The organism is Snodgrassella sp. W8158, assembly GCF_016100435.1.
GTDB classification, from domain to species: domain Bacteria; phylum Pseudomonadota; class Gammaproteobacteria; order Burkholderiales; family Neisseriaceae; genus Snodgrassella; species Snodgrassella alvi.
The window spans coordinates 1-20498 of the sequence record NZ_JACFSM010000008.1; the positions used below are offsets into that span (position 1 = coordinate 1).

At 39.9% G+C, this 20498-nt stretch carries 17 protein-coding genes; 6 read left to right on the forward strand and 11 right to left on the reverse strand.

The annotated features are described in order from the left end of the window. The 3 genes from H3V11_RS10900 to H3V11_RS10910 all read left to right on the forward strand — a co-directional run. Positions 1 to 365: calcium-binding protein (locus H3V11_RS10900; protein WP_198224984.1), on the forward strand; the 365-nt coding region annotated here is incomplete at its 5' end. Positions 366 to 803: 438 nt separating this feature from the next. Further along, entirely contained in the window at positions 804 to 1424 is a 621-nt protein-coding gene (locus H3V11_RS10905; RefSeq protein ID WP_370570187.1) for a hypothetical protein, read from the forward strand. A gap of 383 nt (positions 1425 to 1807) precedes the next feature. Next, a complete protein-coding gene (locus H3V11_RS10910) occupies positions 1808 to 6991 on the forward strand; it encodes a calcium-binding protein (RefSeq protein WP_198224986.1) in 5184 nt (1727 codons plus the stop codon). 275 nt (positions 6992 to 7266) lie between these two features. Here H3V11_RS10910 and H3V11_RS10915 read toward each other — a convergent pair whose 3' ends face one another. Genes H3V11_RS10915 through cysT form a run of 3 tightly spaced genes read right to left on the reverse strand, consistent with a single transcriptional unit; the run spans position 7267 to position 10088 of the window. Further along, a complete protein-coding gene (locus H3V11_RS10915; protein WP_198224988.1) occupies positions 7267 to 8349 on the reverse strand; it encodes a sulfate/molybdate ABC transporter ATP-binding protein in 1083 nt (360 codons plus the stop codon). Positions 8350 to 8379: 30 nt separating this feature from the next. Continuing rightward, a complete protein-coding gene (gene cysW, locus H3V11_RS10920) occupies positions 8380 to 9252 on the reverse strand; it encodes a sulfate ABC transporter permease subunit CysW (RefSeq protein WP_198224990.1) in 873 nt (290 codons plus the stop codon). After that, a complete protein-coding gene (cysT, locus tag H3V11_RS10925) occupies positions 9252 to 10088 on the reverse strand; it encodes a sulfate ABC transporter permease subunit CysT (protein ID WP_037393176.1) in 837 nt (278 codons plus the stop codon). Before cysT ends, cysW begins: the two co-directional genes overlap by 1 nt. A gap of 365 nt (positions 10089 to 10453) precedes the next feature. Here cysT and ppc point away from each other — a divergent pair, with 365 nt between their 5' ends. Next, positions 10454 to 13156 (forward strand): phosphoenolpyruvate carboxylase, encoded by a 2703-nt coding sequence (ppc, locus tag H3V11_RS10930; RefSeq protein WP_198224992.1) that lies wholly within the window; start codon positions 10454 to 10456, stop codon positions 13154 to 13156. A 263-nt stretch (positions 13157 to 13419) separates the two neighbouring features. After that, entirely contained in the window at positions 13420 to 13968 is a 549-nt protein-coding gene (gene grpE, locus H3V11_RS10935; protein WP_037476114.1) for a nucleotide exchange factor GrpE, read from the forward strand. A 148-nt stretch (positions 13969 to 14116) separates the two neighbouring features. Here grpE and H3V11_RS10940 read toward each other — a convergent pair whose 3' ends face one another. From H3V11_RS10940 to H3V11_RS10955, 4 genes are read right to left on the reverse strand one after another with little or no spacing between them, the layout of a single operon-like run. Further along, positions 14117 to 14506, reverse strand: coding sequence for a cupin domain-containing protein (locus H3V11_RS10940; RefSeq protein ID WP_100126007.1), 390 nt, complete (start codon positions 14504 to 14506; stop codon positions 14117 to 14119). A gap of 26 nt (positions 14507 to 14532) precedes the next feature. Next, the gene (locus H3V11_RS10945; protein ID WP_078475034.1) at positions 14533 to 14820 is read right to left on the reverse strand and encodes a MafI family immunity protein; all 288 of its coding nucleotides are present in this window, start codon (positions 14818 to 14820) and stop codon (positions 14533 to 14535) included. A 24-nt stretch (positions 14821 to 14844) separates the two neighbouring features. Continuing rightward, on the reverse strand, positions 14845 to 15198 hold the full coding sequence (locus H3V11_RS10950) for a hypothetical protein (RefSeq protein ID WP_198224994.1): 354 nt from the start codon (positions 15196 to 15198) through the stop codon (positions 14845 to 14847). Further along, positions 15180 to 15530: a hypothetical protein gene (locus tag H3V11_RS10955; protein WP_198210378.1), complete on the reverse strand. Its 351-nt coding sequence runs from the start codon at positions 15528 to 15530 to the stop codon at positions 15180 to 15182. Before H3V11_RS10955 ends, H3V11_RS10950 begins: the two co-directional genes overlap by 19 nt. A 260-nt stretch (positions 15531 to 15790) precedes the next feature. On the opposite strand from H3V11_RS10955, the gene H3V11_RS10960 reads away from it, so the two are divergent. Next, a complete protein-coding gene (locus H3V11_RS10960) occupies positions 15791 to 16687 on the forward strand; it encodes a hypothetical protein (RefSeq protein WP_198224996.1) in 897 nt (298 codons plus the stop codon). A gap of 382 nt (positions 16688 to 17069) precedes the next feature. Here H3V11_RS10960 and H3V11_RS10965 read toward each other — a convergent pair whose 3' ends face one another. The 4 genes from H3V11_RS10965 to H3V11_RS10980 form a co-directional block, all read right to left on the reverse strand. After that, complete coding sequence (locus H3V11_RS10965; protein ID WP_198224998.1) at positions 17070 to 17966, reverse strand: DUF3800 domain-containing protein; 897 nt, start codon at positions 17964 to 17966, stop codon at positions 17070 to 17072. Positions 17967 to 18078: 112 nt separating this feature from the next. Beyond that, the gene (locus tag H3V11_RS10970) at positions 18079 to 18834 is read right to left on the reverse strand and encodes an amino acid ABC transporter ATP-binding protein (protein WP_198225029.1); all 756 of its coding nucleotides are present in this window, start codon (positions 18832 to 18834) and stop codon (positions 18079 to 18081) included. 4 nt (positions 18835 to 18838) lie between these two features. Then, positions 18839 to 19483 carry an amino acid ABC transporter permease gene (locus H3V11_RS10975; protein WP_198225000.1) on the reverse strand — a complete coding sequence of 215 codons (645 nt, stop codon included), beginning with the start codon at positions 19481 to 19483 and terminating at the stop codon, positions 18839 to 18841. A 78-nt stretch (positions 19484 to 19561) separates the two neighbouring features. Continuing rightward, positions 19562 to 20362 (reverse strand): amino acid ABC transporter substrate-binding protein, encoded by an 801-nt coding sequence (locus H3V11_RS10980; RefSeq protein WP_198225002.1) that lies wholly within the window; start codon positions 20360 to 20362, stop codon positions 19562 to 19564. Positions 20363 to 20498: the final 136 nt, after the last annotated feature.

The window sequence follows — 20498 nt, forward strand, 5'->3', positions numbered from 1 at the left end:
GCAAAGATAAAAATGATTTAATTATCTATGGTTATAACGAAGAAGATTCTATCCGCGTCACCGACTTCTTCTATAGTGACACTTATGCCATCGAAAATTTTGTCTTTAAAGATAAATCCTTCACATCTAAAGATGTGCATATTTATGTGCGTTCAATTGAAATTCACCTAAACGGCACTCAAAATTATAATATTTCTGCTTTTAACAATACTCCAAGTAGAAACAACATTTTGGCTTCTCAGGCACAAAATTTAATAATGGCCATGTCTAATTTTACATCTTCGCAAAATGGATCACTGGTAAATTCTGATCAAACTCAACATTTTAATCAGAGCAACATTATTGCCACATCTTGGAATAATTAAGTAGTTTATTATTATAAATAGCCACTGAAATAAAGTTCGGTGGCTATTTATAATTTCATAATTATTTAATATTATCAATAAATATAATATTATGTTCTATCAAGTAGCAATTTCAAATATCATAAAGACAAAGCAATCTTGTGATAAATTGTGTTTATGCTATAAATCATATCAATCAATTTCAACATAATTCAACCATTCATGCTCTGAACAATATCACTGTTTCAGTGGGATATAACACTAATAAATTAAACTTTAAAATCGTTTGGTAGAGCCATTTTGGTTTAGTATTAAGAGCAATACATAAGTACATTCCTCGGAGTAATTGCAGTGAATAGGTTATGATTAGCTGGTTATTACTAAGTTATAATAATTCATATAATCAGGCTATTATTTAAGATTTACATAATACTTTACCTGCAATAAAAATATCATTACATATACTATACCGGTGTAGAAAAGTTACACGGATGCAGTCACCGTGTCGTTCCCGACCGCATAGAGGCCGGAACTTTTTTCTGTGCAGTGGCTATGACCGGCGGCAAAGTCGTTCTTAAACATGCTGCACCTAAAACCATGCAGGCCATTCTGGAAAAACTAAGTGAAGCCGGCGCAATTATTGAAGCCGGTGACGACTGGATCAGCATCGACATGCAACAGCGTCCCAAAGCTATCGATATCCGCACCCTCCCCTATCCGGCATTTCCTACCGATATGCAAGCACAGTTTATGGTAATGAATAGTATTGCCAGCGGTAACAGTAAAGTAGTAGAAACCATTTTTGAAAACCGTTTTATGCATGTACCCGAACTTAATCGCATGGGTGCCCGGATATCCGCTGAAGGTAATACTGCCATTGTGGAAGGCGTAGAACAATTATCCGGTACAACTGTTATGGCTACCGATTTACGTGCCTCTGCCAGTCTGGTACTTGCCGGTCTGGTAGCCAGTGGTGAAACTACAGTTGAACGTATTTATCATCTTGATCGCGGCTATGAAAATATAGAACAGAAGCTAGGCGGAGTAGGCGCTATCATTAAACGCATCAGCGACCACTAATCATCAGTAAAACTCAAGGGCATATCTGCATATAGCCAGATATGCCCTTTTATACATTACGAAGCAATTAAAATTCAATTTGTCATAATTTAAATTTCATAAATATATTAAATAACTTAAAAATAAAATTAATTATGCATAATTTTTAATAATAAACAGATACCTACACAATAAAAAAATCATAGTATTTTAAAAAAAATATATATTGTTTGATATAAATCAAATTTTATACCGGTTATACAGAGTATATATACACTCAGATTATGATGCATAAAGCTTTGATTTATAATGATTAAAACTTAAATATCATAATTAGCGCTGATTCTGAACAGTCAGCAAACTTTATTTAAGAATATAAACTTTAATCAAGGAGATTCAGGATTATGGAAACTTTAAACAATTTATACAGACAGCAAAATAATTCCCAGCCAAAGACTGAAAAAAACTCTCTGAAATCAGCAGTTTTTGCAGAAAGTCCGAATTCAGCAAACACTAATGGTCTTATTCAGGGTAATGACTGGGTAAAAGACAGGTACGTATTCAGAAACGGCCACGGACAGCATACTATCAGTGATCAGGGGTACGATAGTTCTGACTCTTATTGGCAACAACAACGCAATGATATTGTTTTTGAAAATATCAATTCCGCTGAGGCATTATTTAAACGCTCCGGTAATAATCTGATTATCTACACTAATAACTCCAGAGACTCTGTTATCTTAAATGATTATTTTGACTATAACAAAAACAGCCGTGCCTTTACCTTCATTTTCAATGATAAAACGATAACCTACGAAAATCTGAAAAGCAGTTATACATTTAGTGTAAACGGTGATAATAATGACAATATCATTAATGGCTGGCAGGGTAAAGATCTTCTGTATGGAGGTTACGGTAACGATACACTTAACGGCAACGACGGCGATGATACTCTCTACGGCGAAGCCGGCAATGATATCTTAAATGGTGGTAATGGTAATGACACCCTTTATGGCGGTACCGGTAATGATACTCTGAATGGTGCTGATGGCGACGATATTATCAACGGCGATGACGGCGATGATATTCTCTATGGCGATGCCGGTAATGACCAGCTCAATGGCGGTTATGGCAACGATACCCTGAACGGAGGTAATGGCAACGATATTCTTAATGGTGATGGTGGAGATGATATTCTCTATGGCGATGCCGGTAATGATGTGCTTAATGGCGGTTACGGCAATGATACGATAACTGGCGGCACTGGTTTTGATATTCTCAATGGTGGCTACGGTAACGATATTCTCAATGGCGGCGATTACGAAAAAGATCAGTATATCTTCCAGCGGGGACATGGGCAGGATGTTATCAATGATAAAGGGGATGATTACGCCATTTCTTACTTACAACAAAAGCGCAATGATCTGGTATTTCAGGGTGCCAATTCAGTAAATGCCCTATTTACCCGTGCCGGTAATGATCTGATTATCCGTGCCTACGGCACTACTGATTCCGTTACCTTGCCGGATTATTTTGATCTGAATAAAAGCAGCCGTGCCTTTAACTTTATCTTTGATGATAAAACCATCACTTACGAAAATCTCAAAACCGATTATGGTATTACATCCAATGGTGATGCCGGTAACAATACCCTTATCGGCTGGGTAGGTAAGGATATTATGAACGGAGGTTATGGTAATGATGTCCTGTGGGGCAGAAATGGTGATGATATCCTGAATGGCGGCGATGGCAATGACGAACTCAACGGAGAAAACGGTGACGATATTCTTAATGGCGGCTACGGTTATGATACATTAAATGGTGGTGCCGGTAATGATATTCTTAATGGCGGAGATTTTGAAAAAGACCGTTACCTGTTCCAAAAAGGGCACGGACAGGACATTATTAACGATATGAGTAAACCTAATCAAATTTCTACAATTAATGACCTTGTCTTTCAGGGTGCGAAATCTGCGGATGCTGTCTTTACCCGTTCTGGCAATAATCTGATTATCAGTGCCTATGGTTCAAATGATTCTGTCACCTTAATTGATTATTTTGACTACATATTAGGCAGTAGCGCAAATAGTAAAATAGATAGTACGTTAGACAGTCGTGCATTTAATTTTATATTTGATGATACAACGATCACTTATGAATATTTCAAAAATAATTACACCTTTACTACTAACGGCAATGATCAAAATAATATTATTAGAGGCTGGGAAGGCAAAAATATTCTGAATGGCGGTGCCGGCAACGATACAATATATGGTGATGGTAGTAATGATATTCTTATCGGCGGGACAGGTAATGACATACTCTATGGAGGAGGCGGACAAAAAGACATTTTTCAGTTTGAAAAAGGACACGGACAAGACATTATCGGTCGAGGGGTTTTTGCCAGTGATACAGCAAACAGTAATGATCTTATCTTTAAAGGAGCCTATTCAGCCAATGCTGCATTCAGCCGGTATGGAGATGATTTGATTATCCATGCCTATGGTAGTGATGATTCTGTTACTATAAATGGTTATTTTCTCGGTAGCAATAAACAGGCTTTTAATTTTATCTTTGATGATAAAACTATTAATTATCAATATATAGTAAATAATTTTACCCTCACTTTTATAGGTGATAGTCGTAGAAACTACGAATATGGCTGGGAAGGCAAAAATATTATCAGTGGTGGTGCCGGTAATGATGTTATATATGGAAATAAACAAGATGATATTCTAAACGGCGATGACGGCGATGATTATTTAACTGGACAAGACGGTAACGATACGCTTAATGGTGGTGCCGGCAACGATAGATTAAATGGTGGCCATGGTTCTGATATCCTCAATGGCGGTGCCGGCAATGATATTCTTGATGGTGGCTACAATGAAAAAGACACTTATGTGTTTCAGCGCGGACACGGGCAGGATATCATCCAAGAAAGTTATTATATCAATCAATCTGTAGAAGTGAATGACGTTATATTCAAGGGAGCAAATTTTGCAGATGCTGTATTTACCCGTTCTGGCAATAATCTGGTTATCCATGCCTATGGTTCCGATGACTGCGTGACTATAAATAATTATTTTTACAAAAATGGTTATCTTTATCCTAATAGTAATAGCCATGCATATAATTTTATTTTTGACGACAAAGTAATTACTTATTCCGACCTTGTTAATAACGATTACTCTTTTACTGCTACTGGTGATAATACCAATAACAATATTTATGGCTGGGATGGTAAAAATATTCTTAGCGGCGGTGGCGGTAATGATTTTCTATATGGGCAAAACAAAGATGATGTTCTGAATGGAGATGATGGCGATGACGAACTCAACGGAGCAGACGGTGACGATATACTTAATGGTGGTAATGGTGATGACAAATTATATGGAGGAAAAGGTTCCGATGTTCTGATCGGAGGTGCAGGCAATGACATCCTAGACGGTGGCACTAATGAAAAAGACACTTATCTGTTTCAGTTTGGTCACGGACAGGATATTATCAATGAAGGATATTATGGTAACCAGCCAGTATATGCTAATGACGTTATTTTTGAAGATGCCTATTCTACTGATGCAGTTTTTACCCGTTCCGGGAACGATTTAATCATACATGCTTATCAGTCTGATGATTCTGTTACACTAACTGATTACTTTACTAACCGTTTCAAACAAGCTTTTAATTTTATTTTTACTGATAAAACTATCGATTATGAATATCTTAAAAATAATTACACTTTTACGCCCACGGAGATTATTAATAAAAATATAACGGGTACCAATGGTGACGATATTCTGAACGGAGGTGTGGGTAATGATACTCTAGACGGAAACAGTGGCAATGATACTCTGAACGGAAATGATGGCAACGATATCTTATGGGGCGGTAACGGCAATGATATCCTGAATGGCGGTAACGGCAATGATACCTTATGGGGCGATAGTGGTTATGACATACTGAACGGAGGCGCCGGTAATGATATCCTGAACGGAGGCGACAGAGGAAAAGACCGTTACCTATTTCAGCGCGGACACGGACAGGATACTATTAATGATACTGGATACTATAACTACTCAAATGAAGTCGATGATATTGTTTTTGAAGGTGCCAATTTTGCCGATGCAGTTTTTACCCGCTCCGGCAAAGATTTGATTGTTCGAGCCTATGGATCAGAGGATTCTGTTACCCTGACTGATTATTTCAACGGCTCAGCTAATGCTTTCAACTTTATTTTTAACGATAAATCCATTGATTATCAATATATCAGAAATAATTTCACTTTTACTGCAAATGGTGATGATACTGATAACACAATCAATGGCTGGAGAGACGGTAAAAATATTCTGAATGGCGGTGCCGGTAATGACATTCTGAGCGGCCCAGAAGGCACAAATGTGGATGATGTTCTGAATGGCGGTGATGGCAACGATAGATTATATGGTGACGGTGGCAATGACACCCTGAATGGCGGTGCCGGTAATGATTTTCTTGACGGTGGTTATTCCTCAGACCGTTATTTATTTCAGCGCGGACACGGACAAGATGTTATTGATGATAGCTTCCCCTTCGATGATGAAGTTAATGAAGTCGTTTTCCAAGGTGCTAAGTTTGCAGATGCCCAATTTACCAGCTCTGGCGAAAATCTGATTATTCATGCCTATGGTTCGAATGATTCTGTTACTATTAATGATTATTTCTATAATGGCACTTATAAACCAGTCAAGGCTTATAAATTCATTTTTGAAGATAGAATTATCACCTATCAAGATTTTCAGAATTATTATACCTATATTACCTATGGTGATAGCAGTAATGACACAATTAATGGCTGGGAGGGCAAAAACATTATCAGTGGTGGTTATGGTAATGACAAGCTATATGGTCAAGACAAAGATGATATTTTGAATGGTGATGATGGAAATGATATTCTAAATGGTAAAGACGGAAATGATATTCTGAATGGCGGTAACGGCGATGATTACCTATATGGAGGCAGTGGCTTTGATATACTGAATGGCGGTGCCGGTAACGATTATCTGGATGGTGGTAGAAATGAAAAAGATCGTTATCTGTTTCAGCGTGGTCACGGACAGGATATTATCGATGATAGGGGGAATGATATATCCAGTGAATATAATGATATTGTTTTTGAGGGAACAAATCTTACCAATGCTGTATTTAGCCGTTCCGGTTATGATCTGATCGTGCGGGCATATGGTACTAATGATTCTGTAACTTTGAGTAGATACTTTGATTCTAGTGCACGAGCCCATTCTTTCAACTTTATATTTGATGATAAAACCATCAGCTATCAAGATATTATTAAAGGAAATTACTTGTCTGCCCAAACCGGTAAATCCGGCTATGGTATAACTTCAAAAAGTTTACTTAACCGTGATTTATTGACCAGAAATTCTACTCCTGTAGCAAATGAAAGTCCGGCTGTAGCCACTCAGGCTCAGCAACTGGCTTCAGCTATATCTGGTTTTACCGCCAGACAGGATAGTTCTCTTTCCGGCACACCGGATCAGACACAACAATTTGTTCAGCACAATAATTTTGCTGCCTACTGGGGCAATTAAATCATAGATGATTTAATTAAAGCGGCTACCGAATATCATTTCGGTAACCGCTTTTCTTATTTAATCATATTTATTGTGATAAATTTTTGAATTATATCTTTATTGGTATTGATATCTTAGCTGTCATTTAATTAATCTTTTTTCTGCAGATAAAAAATACCTGCAATTAATATTCTCTGACTTAAAATATTTGAAATTATACAAATTAAATATAACCGAAGCAGATTTTATTCTAATTTAATTATTTATATACTTTTAGTATAAGATTAATATAATTAAATCACGTAATCCACCATCTCCGGCAATCTGAACATAGTCAACCGCTGAGGTCTGAACCATACTGTCTGAGCCGGCTGCAATGACAGCGTACGAAACTCGGCCGGCGACAGCCATACCTGTATACGCTGATTATTATCCTCCCGGCGCAACCATAACCTTATTTGTGCACCGATAGCATGTATTTCTTCTACGCATGCACTGGCAATTACATTATCCTGAATATGTGTTAATACCTGTATTTCCTGAGGCCGGATATAAACAGCTACATTCTGACGGTTTTTTTCTCCTGTGGTAATAGGTTCATGATAATGCCCCAGACACAATTGCCCGTGTTCAATACAGGCATCTTCAAATACATTAACCTCACCCAGAAACTCAGTAACAAATACATTTTCAGGATTATCATACAAAGATGAGGCAGCTCCGCTTTGCTCAACTTTTCCCTGATTCATCACTACTATCTGGTCGGCCATTTCCAGTGCCTCTTCCTGATCATGTGTAACCAGTACACTGGTAATCCCAAGCTGATGATGAATTTCCAGCAGCCACTGGCGTAATTCCTTGCGCACCTTGGCGTCCAGTGCACCAAACGGCTCATCCAGCAGCAGCAGCTTTGGTCTGGTTGCCAGAGCACGTGCCAGAGCAATACGCTGGCGCTGACCTCCGGATAGTTGCTGCGGATATACTTTAGCCAGCCAGTCAAGCTGCACCAGTTGTAATAATTCATGCACCCGGGCAGCTATTTCTGCTTTATTCGGGCGAATGCGTTTAGGCAGTACCTGTAAACCAAAAGCCACATTATCAAATACGGTCATATGTCTGAATAAGGCATAGTGCTGAAACATAAACCCGACCCGGCGCTCACGCACATGAAGATTACTGACCTCATCATCAGCAAAAAACAGCTCACCTGAATCTGCGCGTTCCAACCCGGCAATGATGCGTAACAAGGTGGTTTTTCCACAACCGGACGGACCAAGCAATGCCGTCAGTGAACCGGTTGGTACCTGCAGATTAATATTCTGCAAGGCATGATAATCACCATAATATTTATTTAATTGTTTAATACGAATACTCATAATCGCTACCCAGCACGGTACTTTACTTATTCAGTCGCTTACTGCAATCTGCTCGCGCCGTGCATCTTTGAACAAACGTGTCTGCCGCCAGTCGAGATACTTCTGTAATACCAGCGTGCATAAAGCCAGCAAGGCCAGTAAACTGGAAACAGCAAATGCCCCTACCATGTTGTATTCGTTATACATCATCTCTACCAGTAAAGGCATTGTATTGGTTTCACCGCGGATATGGCCTGAAACCATGCTGACAGCCCCGAACTCACCCATTGCACGGGCATTAGTCAGAATAATGCCGTAAACCAGAGCCCATTTCAGATTGGGTAATGTGACACGCCAGAACATTTGCCAGCCACTGGCACCCAGTATCAGTGCAGCCTGTTCTTCACTACTTCCCTGAGCCTGCATTAAAGGGATGAGCTCACGCGCCACAAAAGGGAAAGTAACAAACAGAGTCGCCAGCACCATACCCGGTACTGCAAAAATAATCTGTATTCCATGTGTTTCCATCCAGCCACCGAACCAGCTGTTACTACCGAAGAGTAAAACAAACATCAGACCCGCCACGACCGGTGAGACTGCAAATGGCAGATCCAGCAAGGTTGTCCATAACTGTTTACCACGAAATGAAAAATGGGTTAACAACCAGGCCATTGCCACACCCAGTATCACATTCACCGGCACAACAATAACAGTAATCAGCAAGGATAAACGAATGGCAGAGAGTGCCTCTTCATCAGTCAAAGCAGCCAGATACAATTGCCAGCCCTTTGCCAGCGCAAAACTGAATACCGATAACAGCGGCAAAAGTAACAGCACACCCAGACACAACAGCGTTATGCTTATCAGCAAGTAGCGCAGCCAGCGCGGTTCGGTAAGCAACTCATTGGTTTTAACTGTGCTCATCAGTATCGTCCCTGCATACGCCGGCTCAGACGCCATTGCCATAAATTCAGCATAAACAAAATGGTAAAGGAAATTATTAACATAAATAATGCGACCGCTGCCGCTGCAGGCAAATCAAACAATTCAAATTTACTGACAATAATCAGCGGCAGAATTTCTGATTTAAATGGCACATTACCGGCAATAAAAATTACGGAACCGTATTCTCCGGTAGCGCGTGCAAAAGCCATACCTGCCCCCATTACCAGTGCCGGTAAAACTTCCGGCAGCAGCACCCTGAATACAATGGTTAATCTGGAAGCACCCAGAATAGCCGCAGCTTCTTCATATTCTCCTGATAATTCTGCCAGCACCGGCTGTACTGCGCGTACGACGAATGGCAGGCTTACCAGCAACAATGCCAGCCAGATACCTGCCGGTGTAAATGCTATCTGCAATCCAAACCGGGTTAATACTGCACCTATCCACCCTGTAGGTGCATATAAGGTAGCCAAAGCCACCCCTGTTACTGCAGTAGGTAAAGCAAACGGCAAATCCACCAATGCATTAACCAGATCCTTACCCCAGAAGTGGTAACGTACCAATACCCATGCCACCAAAGTTCCTAGCAGCACACTGGCCAGCATTGCCAGTAAAGACATTTTCAAAGTCAGCCATACCGCAGCAAGTGTCCTTGGTTCAGAAATGACTTGTATAAAACCATGCCAGCCCAGATCAGTAACAGTCCATACCAGCATCGTAAATGGCAACAGCACCAGTACTGACAGCGATAACACACTTATGCCGAGACTAAGCGAAAAACCGGGCAGTACAGATGGCTGTTTTAAAAACAGCATAACCTTCTCTCCCACAGACCTGGCAGGCACAAACAATACCGGTAGCTGTATCAGACACACCGGCACACATTGGAAGCATCCTGTTCGGGCTATGTTCCAAGCGCAAAATACCAACCACAACAAGAAAATAATTAATTAAGTCAAAAAAACAGAATGTAAAAACAAATTCAATCATTCTGTTAAATCAGAATCAGCCAACAATATAAAAGGCTGTTCGGGTGATTGAGAAAGAATATATTTTTGTAACCTAAGAAGCTGAGGTTATAACTCTTATCGAATCAGTAGTATTGCCCGTATCATCACCACGTAATATCATGGACGCAGGTTATTCAATATAAACACAAGTCTGCAAAAGCGAGAACACAATGCCAACATCACTTCTGGACGAGCGTAAAGATGCGCCCCTGTCGGCAGATATCAAATTCCTGACTGAAGCACTATTTAACGTCCTGCAAAACGAAACCACAGCTACTGTACAAGCTGTATTGCGCCAGCTCCTCAGTGGTAATCAGCCACAAACCATCATTCAACAGGTGGTGCCTACTCTGGATTTACAACAACAGCAAGATTTGATTCGTGCATGCAGCCTGTTTGCACAAGTACTGAATATTGCCGAAGATGCGCACCATGAACGGCGGCGACAGGCATATGAAAATGACAGACAGCATCCCGGACGCACCAGTTTTACTCATGTTATCAACCAGATTCAGCAACAGCAGATTAGTGCTGCACAACTGGAACAGATTTTGCAGCAAACCAGTATCAGTGCAGTGCTAACCGCTCATCCGACTGAAGTACAGCGCCAGTGCATTCTGTGCTTTCATCGTCATATCCGCACCATTCTCAGTGAATACGACCACTCTGATAATCACTGTAATGAACAGCTAAAGCAACAGGCTGAAGCTATTCTGCTGGCCTTATGGCAGACTGATGAAACCCGCCATTTCAAAATCAGCGTAAGTGATGAAATTTATAATAGCGTTACCTATTTTCCATTGAGTTTTTTTAAAGCGGTACCAGCCCTTTACCGCAAACTGCAACAGCAGCTCACGAGCACGTATCCGCAAATAACTCTTCCTGATGTACTCAGTATCGGTGGCTGGGTTGGCGGAGATCGTGACGGTAATCCGTATGTTAATGCAGATACTTTACAGGAAGCTTTCATCTTTCAGGGTGATACTTTGTTAAAGCATTATCATCAATGTCTGGATGAGCTGCATCAGTTGCTGCCGCTTTCTTCTCGTCGTGTTCAGATTGACAGCAGCGTGTATCATATGGCCGAGCAGTCACCGGATACCGCAACGGCTCATAGCGAAGAACCATACCGCCGTGCTCTTACCTATATACAGGCACGCCTGAATGCTACCTCCCGGCAACTGAATATTGCTCCACACAACCAGCATCATGGTCTGCCTCCATATAAACAACCGGCGGAACTTTTGCAGGAGCTTAATAATATAGCCAGCTCTTTACAACAAAATGGCAGTGCCCTGCTCACACAAGGCAAACTGGCTGACCTGATTCGTTCTGTTTCCCTGTTCGGTTTTCATCTGATGTCCATCGACTTGCGTCAGCATGCAGCCAAACATGCCGAAGTTGTAGCCGAACTGTTTACACATGCCGGTCTTGAAACGTTTGAGACATTAAGTGAAGCAGCCAAACAGCGCGTGCTGTTACGTGAATTAAGCACCCAGCGTCCGCTATACAGCCCTTATATTCAGTATAGTCCGCACACCATGCGTGAGCTGGCTATATTCCAGACTGCGGCGAATATTAAAAATAACTATGGTGAAACCGCTATCAATCAGTGCATTATTTCTAACGCCGAAACCGTTAGCGATATATTGGTGGTAGCGTTATTGCTGAAAGAAACTGGTTTACTGAGCATCAGTAATGAGAAACCGACCAGCCGGATTAATATTGTTCCTCTGTTTGAGACCATTGATGCCTTGCATAATTGCATCAGTATTATGGATAAATTATTTAATCTGCCCTGGTATCGTGCTTTTTTGCGTAGTCGTGATAACCTGCAGGAAATTATGCTGGGCTATTCCGACAGTAATAAAGATGGTGGTTATGTAACCAGCCAGTGGTCACTTTATCAGGCTGAATCGAGACTGGTACAACTGTTTGGTCAGCACCATATCCGTCTGCGCCTGTTTCATGGCCGCGGTGGCAGTGTCGGTCGCGGTGGCGGACCTTCATTCGATGCAATCATGGCACAGCCGGCTGGCAGCGTAGCCGGACAAATACGCATTACTGAACAAGGAGAAGTTATTACCGCCAAATATGCTGATCCGACCAATGCAGAACGTAATCTTGAAGCACTCATTGCTGCTACTCTTGAAGCTACTGTTTTACCTATGCACAACAGCGAGCCTGACAGCGAACTGATGAATGCATTGTCTGCCAGCGCATTCACACATTACCGGCAATTAATTACCTTTCCGGGCTTTATTGATTATTTTCTGCAAACCAGCCCGATTCAGGAAATTGCGAGCCTGAATATTGGCAGCCGCCCCGCCAGCCGGAAAACACTGGCTAAAATTCAGGACTTACGCGCCATACCATGGGTATTCTCATGGACCCAGAACCGCCTGATGCTGCCGGCCTGGTATGGCTTCGGTAGTGCAGTAGCGGAACTGATTGAACAGGACAGTACCAATCTGCAACGCTTACAGCAGCAGGTCAAAAACAGTCCGTTTTTTCAAACCATGCTTTCCAACATGGATCAGGTCATGGCCAAAGCCGATCTTACTATTGCTGAGGCTTATGTAGATCTTGCCAGTGATCAGCAAGCTGCCAGAACCATTTACACCATGCTATCTGAAGAGTTTGAGCGCAGCCGGCAGGCTTTGCTTAATATTTTGCAACGTCAGCATTATCTGAGTGATAACCGCACTCTGGCACGTTCTCTGGCCTTGCGTATTCCCTATCTGAATGCACTGAACTGGTTGCAGATACATCTGCTGCAACAACTGCGCCAGCAGCCGGATAATAGTGAGATACTCCAGCTCATCCATCTGACAATTAATGGTATTGCACAAGGGTTGCGTAATACCGGCTAGATATCATCCTGTTTTGCGGACAGTATTTCCATTCTGTCCGCTCATCACCAGTACATATAACTTGAATTTTCCAATGAAATATTTACTTTTATATCCAAAATAAAACACTTGGATATTGATATATAAATATATTTAATTTTTAGAAAAATCAATGTATTAAAATTAATAAATAAAAGTGATTACAAATCTGTTACAGTCGCTTGAAATCGATATACAACGACCCAATTTAATCATATAACTTACCCTTTTGCAGAGGAAAAAATATGCAACCGGAAAACAATACCGAAAACGAAACACAGGTTAACGATAATACCGAAACCACAGAACCAATTGTCGCTCCTGAAGCTACCGTAGAAGAGTTACAGGAACGTATTAGCGAACTTGAAGGACAACTCAAAGACGAACAGTTACGTTCACTCGCCAATGAACAAAATCTGCGCAGACGTCATCAGGATGAACTGGAAAGCGCACACAAATTTGCCGGACAGAAATTTGCCAGTGCTATGCTGCCAGTTAAAGATTATCTGGAAATGGCCCTGCAAGATCAAAGCGGTAACTTTGACGCACTGAAAATGGGCGTACAAATGACGCTGACCGAATTACAAAAAGCTTTCGATCAGTCTAATATTAAAGAGATCGATCCTAAAGCCGGCGACAAACTTGATCCACACCGTCATCAGGCCTTGCAAAGTGTAGAAAGTGAGCAAGAACCCAATACAGTAGTTTCGGTAATGAAAAAAGGTTATACCCTGTCCGACCGTGTATTACGCCCTGCTATGGTAACTGTAGCTAAGGCTGCTGACGCAGAATAAACCTGCTTACACAAAAACCGTCAGACACACCCAAGGTCTGACGGTTTTTTATGTATACAGTTTCATCCCCATCCAATTAAATTACGATTCAAAGAGCAAAAACATGCCGCTCCGGTTATCCATCTGAGCAGTAAAACTGTACCTGAAATTATTGCTCAGCAATCACATCAATAAACACCAGCGGCTCCTTACCTATATTGGCCAAAGCATGCGATTGCCCCTTACGCGCAATTGTCACATCACCAGCCGTAACCTGATAAGATTTACCATCAGAATCAGTAAACAGACCTATCCCAGAAACAATAATATAAGTATCCTCATTATGCTCATGCCGATGAAAACCGATTGAAGCACCCGGTTGCAACGTCATCCAGCCAATCTCCTTGATCGCCTCATCCCTCTTTGCCGCATCTCGTCTGAAAGCAAACTGCCCATACAAAGTACCTTTACCACCAGCCGCCGCATCACGATTAAAATCAATCAATTCATCTTTTAAATAAACATCAGCCCATACCGTACTGGCCATAGCAGCCAGCATCAATGCAAGCAACCATCTGGCAAACATCATTCCGCCCCCATATCAAAATTTATATATTTAATTAAGTCTTTAGTTATAACTTCCATATTTTGCTCCATGAGATTAGATAATTTTGCTATATATTGAAAAATATCATTATTTATTTCCTTATTTTCTTCCTTAATAATATCAATCAGAGTATCTAAAGCTAATCCATATTCACCATAATCAACAAAATCTTTTATTTCATCTATTTCTTTAGAGATAAAACTCTTATTTAGTAAAGAAATTAAATTACCAAAATTTTCTTCTACATCCTGATATTCAATATTCATTTAATGGCTGTCTTGAAACAAAAGTCACTTATAATCCGGCCATACCTTTTCAGAAGCAAGCCGGGTAACATTACACACCAGTATTACTTCACACGCTCCCGCTCCCCTGTCAGTGCGTGACAATGACGATAAAACATACCTATTTCCCATATCGATCCTAACCAGCCAACCATCCACACGAACATTATCCCCAACCTTAATACCACTAATCTGAGTAGCTATTTTTTTATTTGCCGGAATCAAATGGACATTCGAAGCATTCAGGTACATATCATCATAAGAATATGACATAGAGCCCCCATCTTTAGTGCCGGCAATACCACCAAAACGAGCTCTCTGCTCAAATTTCAGGCGCTTTACTACCTTTTCATTAGCCATACCCCCCACCCCACAAACCAGTCAGTTGTAGAGATACTAGCGTGTTCATCATAAAGATAAGAAGCGCGATGTAGTACACGTGCGGGCATACTAAACCCAGCCAAAGGAGTAAGTTTCACTTTTGGAAACACAAATGGCTGCATTCCTGTAGGTACTTCTGTCTGCAATGGTTCATCACCCATAGCCATTGGCGGAAACTGCGAACAATCCACACCAGCATTTAAATATGCTGGCATAACCACCCGTGGTGAATAAGGTGAAAATCGCCACCAGCCAACACATAATAACAAAATACCTATCAATAACTTCCGATATTGATAAAAAAAATCCATGGCAAACCTAAGCAAGAATATTTAATCCAGATTTTAGTTTTATACCAAAAATAATATTTCTGTCTTAAACAACTGACAAAAATTAATAGTCAATAAATATTAAAATAAACATTCTAAGTGTGTAGCGCCTGCCTAAAAAAAACAAAAATATAACCAATCTGTCTGATTATTAAATTTAATTGTTCTTGCCTATTACCAATTAACCAAGTATAAACGCATAGTACCAATATTACCCCATATTGTAAAAAAGGATAAAATCCATGCGTTTATCAAGCCTGTTTTTTATTTTTATATGCATAGCCATAAAAACGGCCATGGCAAAAGAAGTAGTATTACCGGTAACCTTTACCAAAGATACCCATATTGCCAAAGTAGTCTTAAATATCAACGGTAAACCAAGCCAGTTTCAGCTTGATACAGGTTCACAGACAGCCTTGCATTTACCGCTAAATACACTGCAACAACTGCCAGATACGACCAAAAACCAAAATACCAATAAAAGTCTGGATTTAAGTGGAAAAATTAATAAAACACAAAAATTTCTGATAAAACATCTAGATATCAACGGGCTTAACTTTGACAACATCAATGCAGAAGAACTGAAACCATGGGGCTGGAGTTATTCCAGCACTACGGAACAGGCACCTGCACCAGATGACAACCTGCCAGTTATCGGTTTGCCACTCTTTCAGAATCACATCTTTACCCTAGATTTTGCGCACAAAAAAATCATAATCGACGATGGTCAGGATTCTACCCAGATAAACCAGCAATGGATTGCTTTTCCCTACAACATTCATCCCAAAGAAGGCATTATCATCAACCTTACCGACCAGAAAAAAACATACAGTCTTGTTCTGGATACCGGAGCATCAATGTCCTTTATCAAAGGAAAATCACTGCCAGCAGCAATAAAACCACCCGCAGCCAAATCCGAAGAAGCCACCCTGCGCCTGAATAAAAAAGGCAATCCCCAGACTGTTAAAATCATTCTGACTAACCCATCCATCCGTAAAATCCCCATTCGGGCGGCTATTATGGACGGTATGCCGGAACAATTTGAATCAGACGGCTTACTCGGCGTGGATTTCCTGAAAAAATATAGCGTGAAAATAGACCAGAAAAACCAGCAGCTATGGATTAAACCGGCAATATAATAACAAACTATATATTATAAATTTATCTATTTCGAATTAAATTTAGAAGAGCATTCTAGTAATTCTTAATTTGTAGTATTATCTTATCATTAGACTATGAACAAGTATATTCTTTCTAGAATATAGAAAGAATATACAATACTTAAATAACATAATGTTAAATTAAAGAGTTGGATGAGCAAATCAAGCAATAAAATAACTGACCAGTAAGATATCTTTTAATTAATCCAATTTCAAGATAAATCAAACTATCTCCTATATGCCAATATCATTTTTAGATATTAATACTTTCCTAAATTTTTATTGAATTAAAATTTTACCTTAGGTATACTTTAAACAAATGGATTGGGTAGCCCAGTCGGCGCTGTAGCCTTGAGTATTCTCAAGGCTCTTCTGCTTTTTGGACTTTATTTTCCGGCAAAATATTTAGCCCATAATTCAGATAATTGTTTCCCACATTAAGCCGGCCACCTTCACAATAAAATTTTAACTTTAATACCTCAAAAGCCCTATTGAGTTTTTTCCCAGAATTATTAAAATCTAAATGATTCCTACCAATAGGTCTAGCACACAAATCAGCAAACTGTAATCCAGTGCTATTAGTGTCTTTTTTCTTAATCAAAATCTCAAATGGAAAATTAGTCTTTAATGAATTATGTCCATCACAAATACGCCTAAATGCTAATTCAATGCTTTTATCTTCCTTTGCGCCCCGTGATTCTATGACAATATAAGTTTTTCTAAGGTGACTATTTTTCTCTCTCATAAAATTATAAAGATTAACCAGACATACTTCCATAGCTACATTATATAAATTATCTTCACATTTACCCTTGCGTTTATCGATGATAGTGGAAATTAAAATAAAATTAGTTTCGCACATTACTTTATTCAAATCATTTAAGAATTCATCAGATAAAGCATTGAAATTAAAATTGAAAGGGTATTCATGTTTTCTTATTTCTTTTTCATGTAGAATAACCATATCATGCCCAAAAAATTTAAATTTCAATGCTTGGATTAAAGGCACCAATTTTTCAGTATAAATACGCTTATTAAAAATGCAAAACGCCAAAACAAAAACTGGATAATTTTTATCATTATCCATAGTTGGCGTACCGCTCTCATCTGCATAAACAATAAATGGGCTAAAAGAATTATAATAATCTGCTAATGATTTTTCTTTACTATTAGCAGATTCATCCAAATCTAAGGCTAATTGAACCTGATTCTCAATATTATATATATTGTTAGTAGCTATCAAATTACTTTTAGTCATATTTATTACTACATACTGTTTAGTACAGAATGCATATCCCCGCATTGATATTTAATCAAACATTTAATATAAACAATAACTACAACTTGTATAAACTTTAATATTAATAAATTTACTTCAACATCGAGCTCAAAAACGCCTGTGTCCGTGCATGCTGCGGATTAGCAAAAAAGCTTTTCGCTTCACCCGATTCAACAATCACACCTTTATCCATAAACAGCACCTTATCAGCCACCTCACGCGCAAAACCCATTTCATGAGTGACCACAACCATAGTCATTCTGTCTTCAGCCAGTTGCTGCATCGTTTTCAACACTTCGCCGGTTAATTCAGGATCAAGCGCTGAAGTAGGTTCATCAAACAGCATAATTTGCGGCTGCATAGCCAGTGCACGGGCAATAGCAACCCGCTGTTTTTGTCCGCCGGATAATTGAGACGGATAATAATCCTGTTTATTAGCCAGACCAACCTTGCGCAACAACTCCTGTGCCAGCGGAACAATCTCATCACGCTTCATTTTTTTCACAGTTATTGGAGCTTCAATGATATTTTGTAATACGGTCATGTGCGGAAACAGATTGAACTGCTGAAAAACCATACCCATCCGAGTACAGATTTTTTTTATCAGACCTTCAGATACATAATGGGCACGATTGTGGATATTGTTCTGTACCAAAAAATCATTTTCAATGGTAATACTGCCCGCATCTATCTTTTCCAGATAATTCAGACAACGCAGTAATGTAGATTTGCCTGAACCGGAAGAACCGATAATGGCAACTACTTCTGAGCGTGCTACCTGAATATCGACGCCTTTGAGTACTTCAGTATTACCAAAAGCCTTATAAATACCGCGGGCATCTATCATTAAATCAGTCGTCGTAGCGTGCATAGCGTTTCTCCATTTTCTGGAAGCCCCAGGTCAGAATCAGAGTCATAATCAGGTAGAATGCAGCCGCCACAAAAAACGGCATCAGATTAAATTCACGCTGTACCAGCTGATAAGTTACCCGCATTACATCCTGTAATGCCAGCACATATACCAACGATGTATCTTTAACCAGTGTTATCGTTTCATTGCTTAACGGCGGCAGAATTTTTTTCCACATTTGTGGTAAAACAATACGACGCATGGTTTGGCCATAGCTCATCCCTAATGTCTTTGCTGCTTCATACTGTCCCTTACCTACCCCCTGAATTCCGGCACGGAAAATCTCTGCAAAATAAGCAGCATAGTTAAGCACAAACGCTACTACCGCTGTAGTATATGCCGGCAGTAAAATATTTACTGCCGGTAAAGCAAAGTAAATAAAGAAAATCTGTAGCATCAAAGGTGTGCCGCGCATCACCCAGATATAAAAATTAACAATATAATCCAGCACCCTGATTCCGGAAAGGCGCAATAATGCCAATACCAACCCTAACGGAATAGACAGTAATAGGGTAATGGCAAACAGGCTCAGAGTAATTTTTGCTCCTGTCCAGAGTTCAGGCAGCATATTTAACACATAATTCATGTGTATTCCTTAAAACAACAATAACGCTGCCTGAATAAATTCTATTCAGGCAGCGTTGATTCCAAAGTAAAACAACATTTATTTAATGATGTCTTTACCGAACCATTTTGTAGCAATTTTAGCAGATGTACCATCTGCTTTCATACTATCCAGAGCCCCTTGAATTTTTTGCTCTAGAGCCTGATCATCTTTACGGAAAGCAACAGCATATTGTTCTGTACCAAAATTATCACCTAATACTTTATATTCATTAGGTTTTTTTGAAACATAATAGCGACCGACCACTTCATCTACAACCAGTGCATCTACACGTTTGGCGGATACATCCATTAAGGCTGTCACATTATCTGCATATTTCTTCAATTCTTTGAATGATTTGGCTGTATTCTGATCAGCTTCTACTGCATCAACAGCACTACTGCCATCTTGAACTGCCACAATTTTACCATTCAGCTCAGCTTTAGTATTAATTCCGCTATCGGGACGGACAACAATAATCTGATGATTGTCCATATACGGTTTGGATAATAATAATTGCTGCTGCCGCTGCGGAGTAATGGTTAATCCGTTCCACAGCATATCAACACGTTTACTGTTAAGTTCCGATTCTTTAGCACTCCAGTCAATTGGCTTAAGCTCAACATTCAGACCGGCACGCTTGGCTGCTTCACGAGCCATATCGATATCGAAACCAACTAACTCATTTTTTTCATTACGAAAGCCCATAGGCGGAAAGCTGTCATCCAGCCCCATTACTACCTTTTGACCTGTACTCTCACCGGAGCTGGAAGCAGTACCTGAGGCAGATTCACCACCACAGGCAGCTAACGCCACCGCAACCACAGAACCAAATAAAAAATTACGTATGGCGTTTTGCATATATAAAGTTCCTGATTTAAAGGTATTAGATAATTGTGTCATACACACTATACCGGAATTTTTTAACACTTTCATCAGCCGGCAATCAGGTATTTACTGCAAATACCAGAACACACAGCAGACAAATACCAAGTTA

Coding starts and splice junctions, on each gene's coding strand:
- H3V11_RS10910 (WP_198224986.1), top strand. CDS start 1,808: ATGGAAACTTTAAACAATTTATACAGACAGCAAAATAATTCCCAGCCA.
- H3V11_RS10915 (WP_198224988.1), bottom strand. CDS start 8,349: ATGAGTATTCGTATTAAACAATTAAATAAATATTATGGTGATTATCAT.
- cysW (WP_198224990.1), bottom strand. CDS start 9,252: ATGAGCACAGTTAAAACCAATGAGTTGCTTACCGAACCGCGCTGGCTG.
- cysT (WP_037393176.1), bottom strand. CDS start 10,088: ATGCTGTTTTTAAAACAGCCATCTGTACTGCCCGGTTTTTCGCTTAGT.
- ppc (WP_198224992.1), top strand. CDS start 10,454: ATGCCAACATCACTTCTGGACGAGCGTAAAGATGCGCCCCTGTCGGCA.
- grpE (WP_037476114.1), top strand. CDS start 13,420: ATGCAACCGGAAAACAATACCGAAAACGAAACACAGGTTAACGATAAT.
- H3V11_RS10940 (WP_100126007.1), bottom strand. CDS start 14,506: ATGCTGGCTGCTATGGCCAGTACGGTATGGGCTGATGTTTATTTAAAA.
- H3V11_RS10945 (WP_078475034.1), bottom strand. CDS start 14,820: ATGAATATTGAATATCAGGATGTAGAAGAAAATTTTGGTAATTTAATT.
- H3V11_RS10950 (WP_198224994.1), bottom strand. CDS start 15,198: ATGGCTAATGAAAAGGTAGTAAAGCGCCTGAAATTTGAGCAGAGAGCT.
- H3V11_RS10955 (WP_198210378.1), bottom strand. CDS start 15,530: ATGGATTTTTTTTATCAATATCGGAAGTTATTGATAGGTATTTTGTTA.
- H3V11_RS10960 (WP_198224996.1), top strand. CDS start 15,791: ATGCGTTTATCAAGCCTGTTTTTTATTTTTATATGCATAGCCATAAAA.
- H3V11_RS10965 (WP_198224998.1), bottom strand. CDS start 17,966: ATGACTAAAAGTAATTTGATAGCTACTAACAATATATATAATATTGAG.
- H3V11_RS10970 (WP_198225029.1), bottom strand. CDS start 18,834: ATGATAGATGCCCGCGGTATTTATAAGGCTTTTGGTAATACTGAAGTA.
- H3V11_RS10975 (WP_198225000.1), bottom strand. CDS start 19,483: ATGAATTATGTGTTAAATATGCTGCCTGAACTCTGGACAGGAGCAAAA.
- H3V11_RS10980 (WP_198225002.1), bottom strand. CDS start 20,362: ATGCAAAACGCCATACGTAATTTTTTATTTGGTTCTGTGGTTGCGGTG.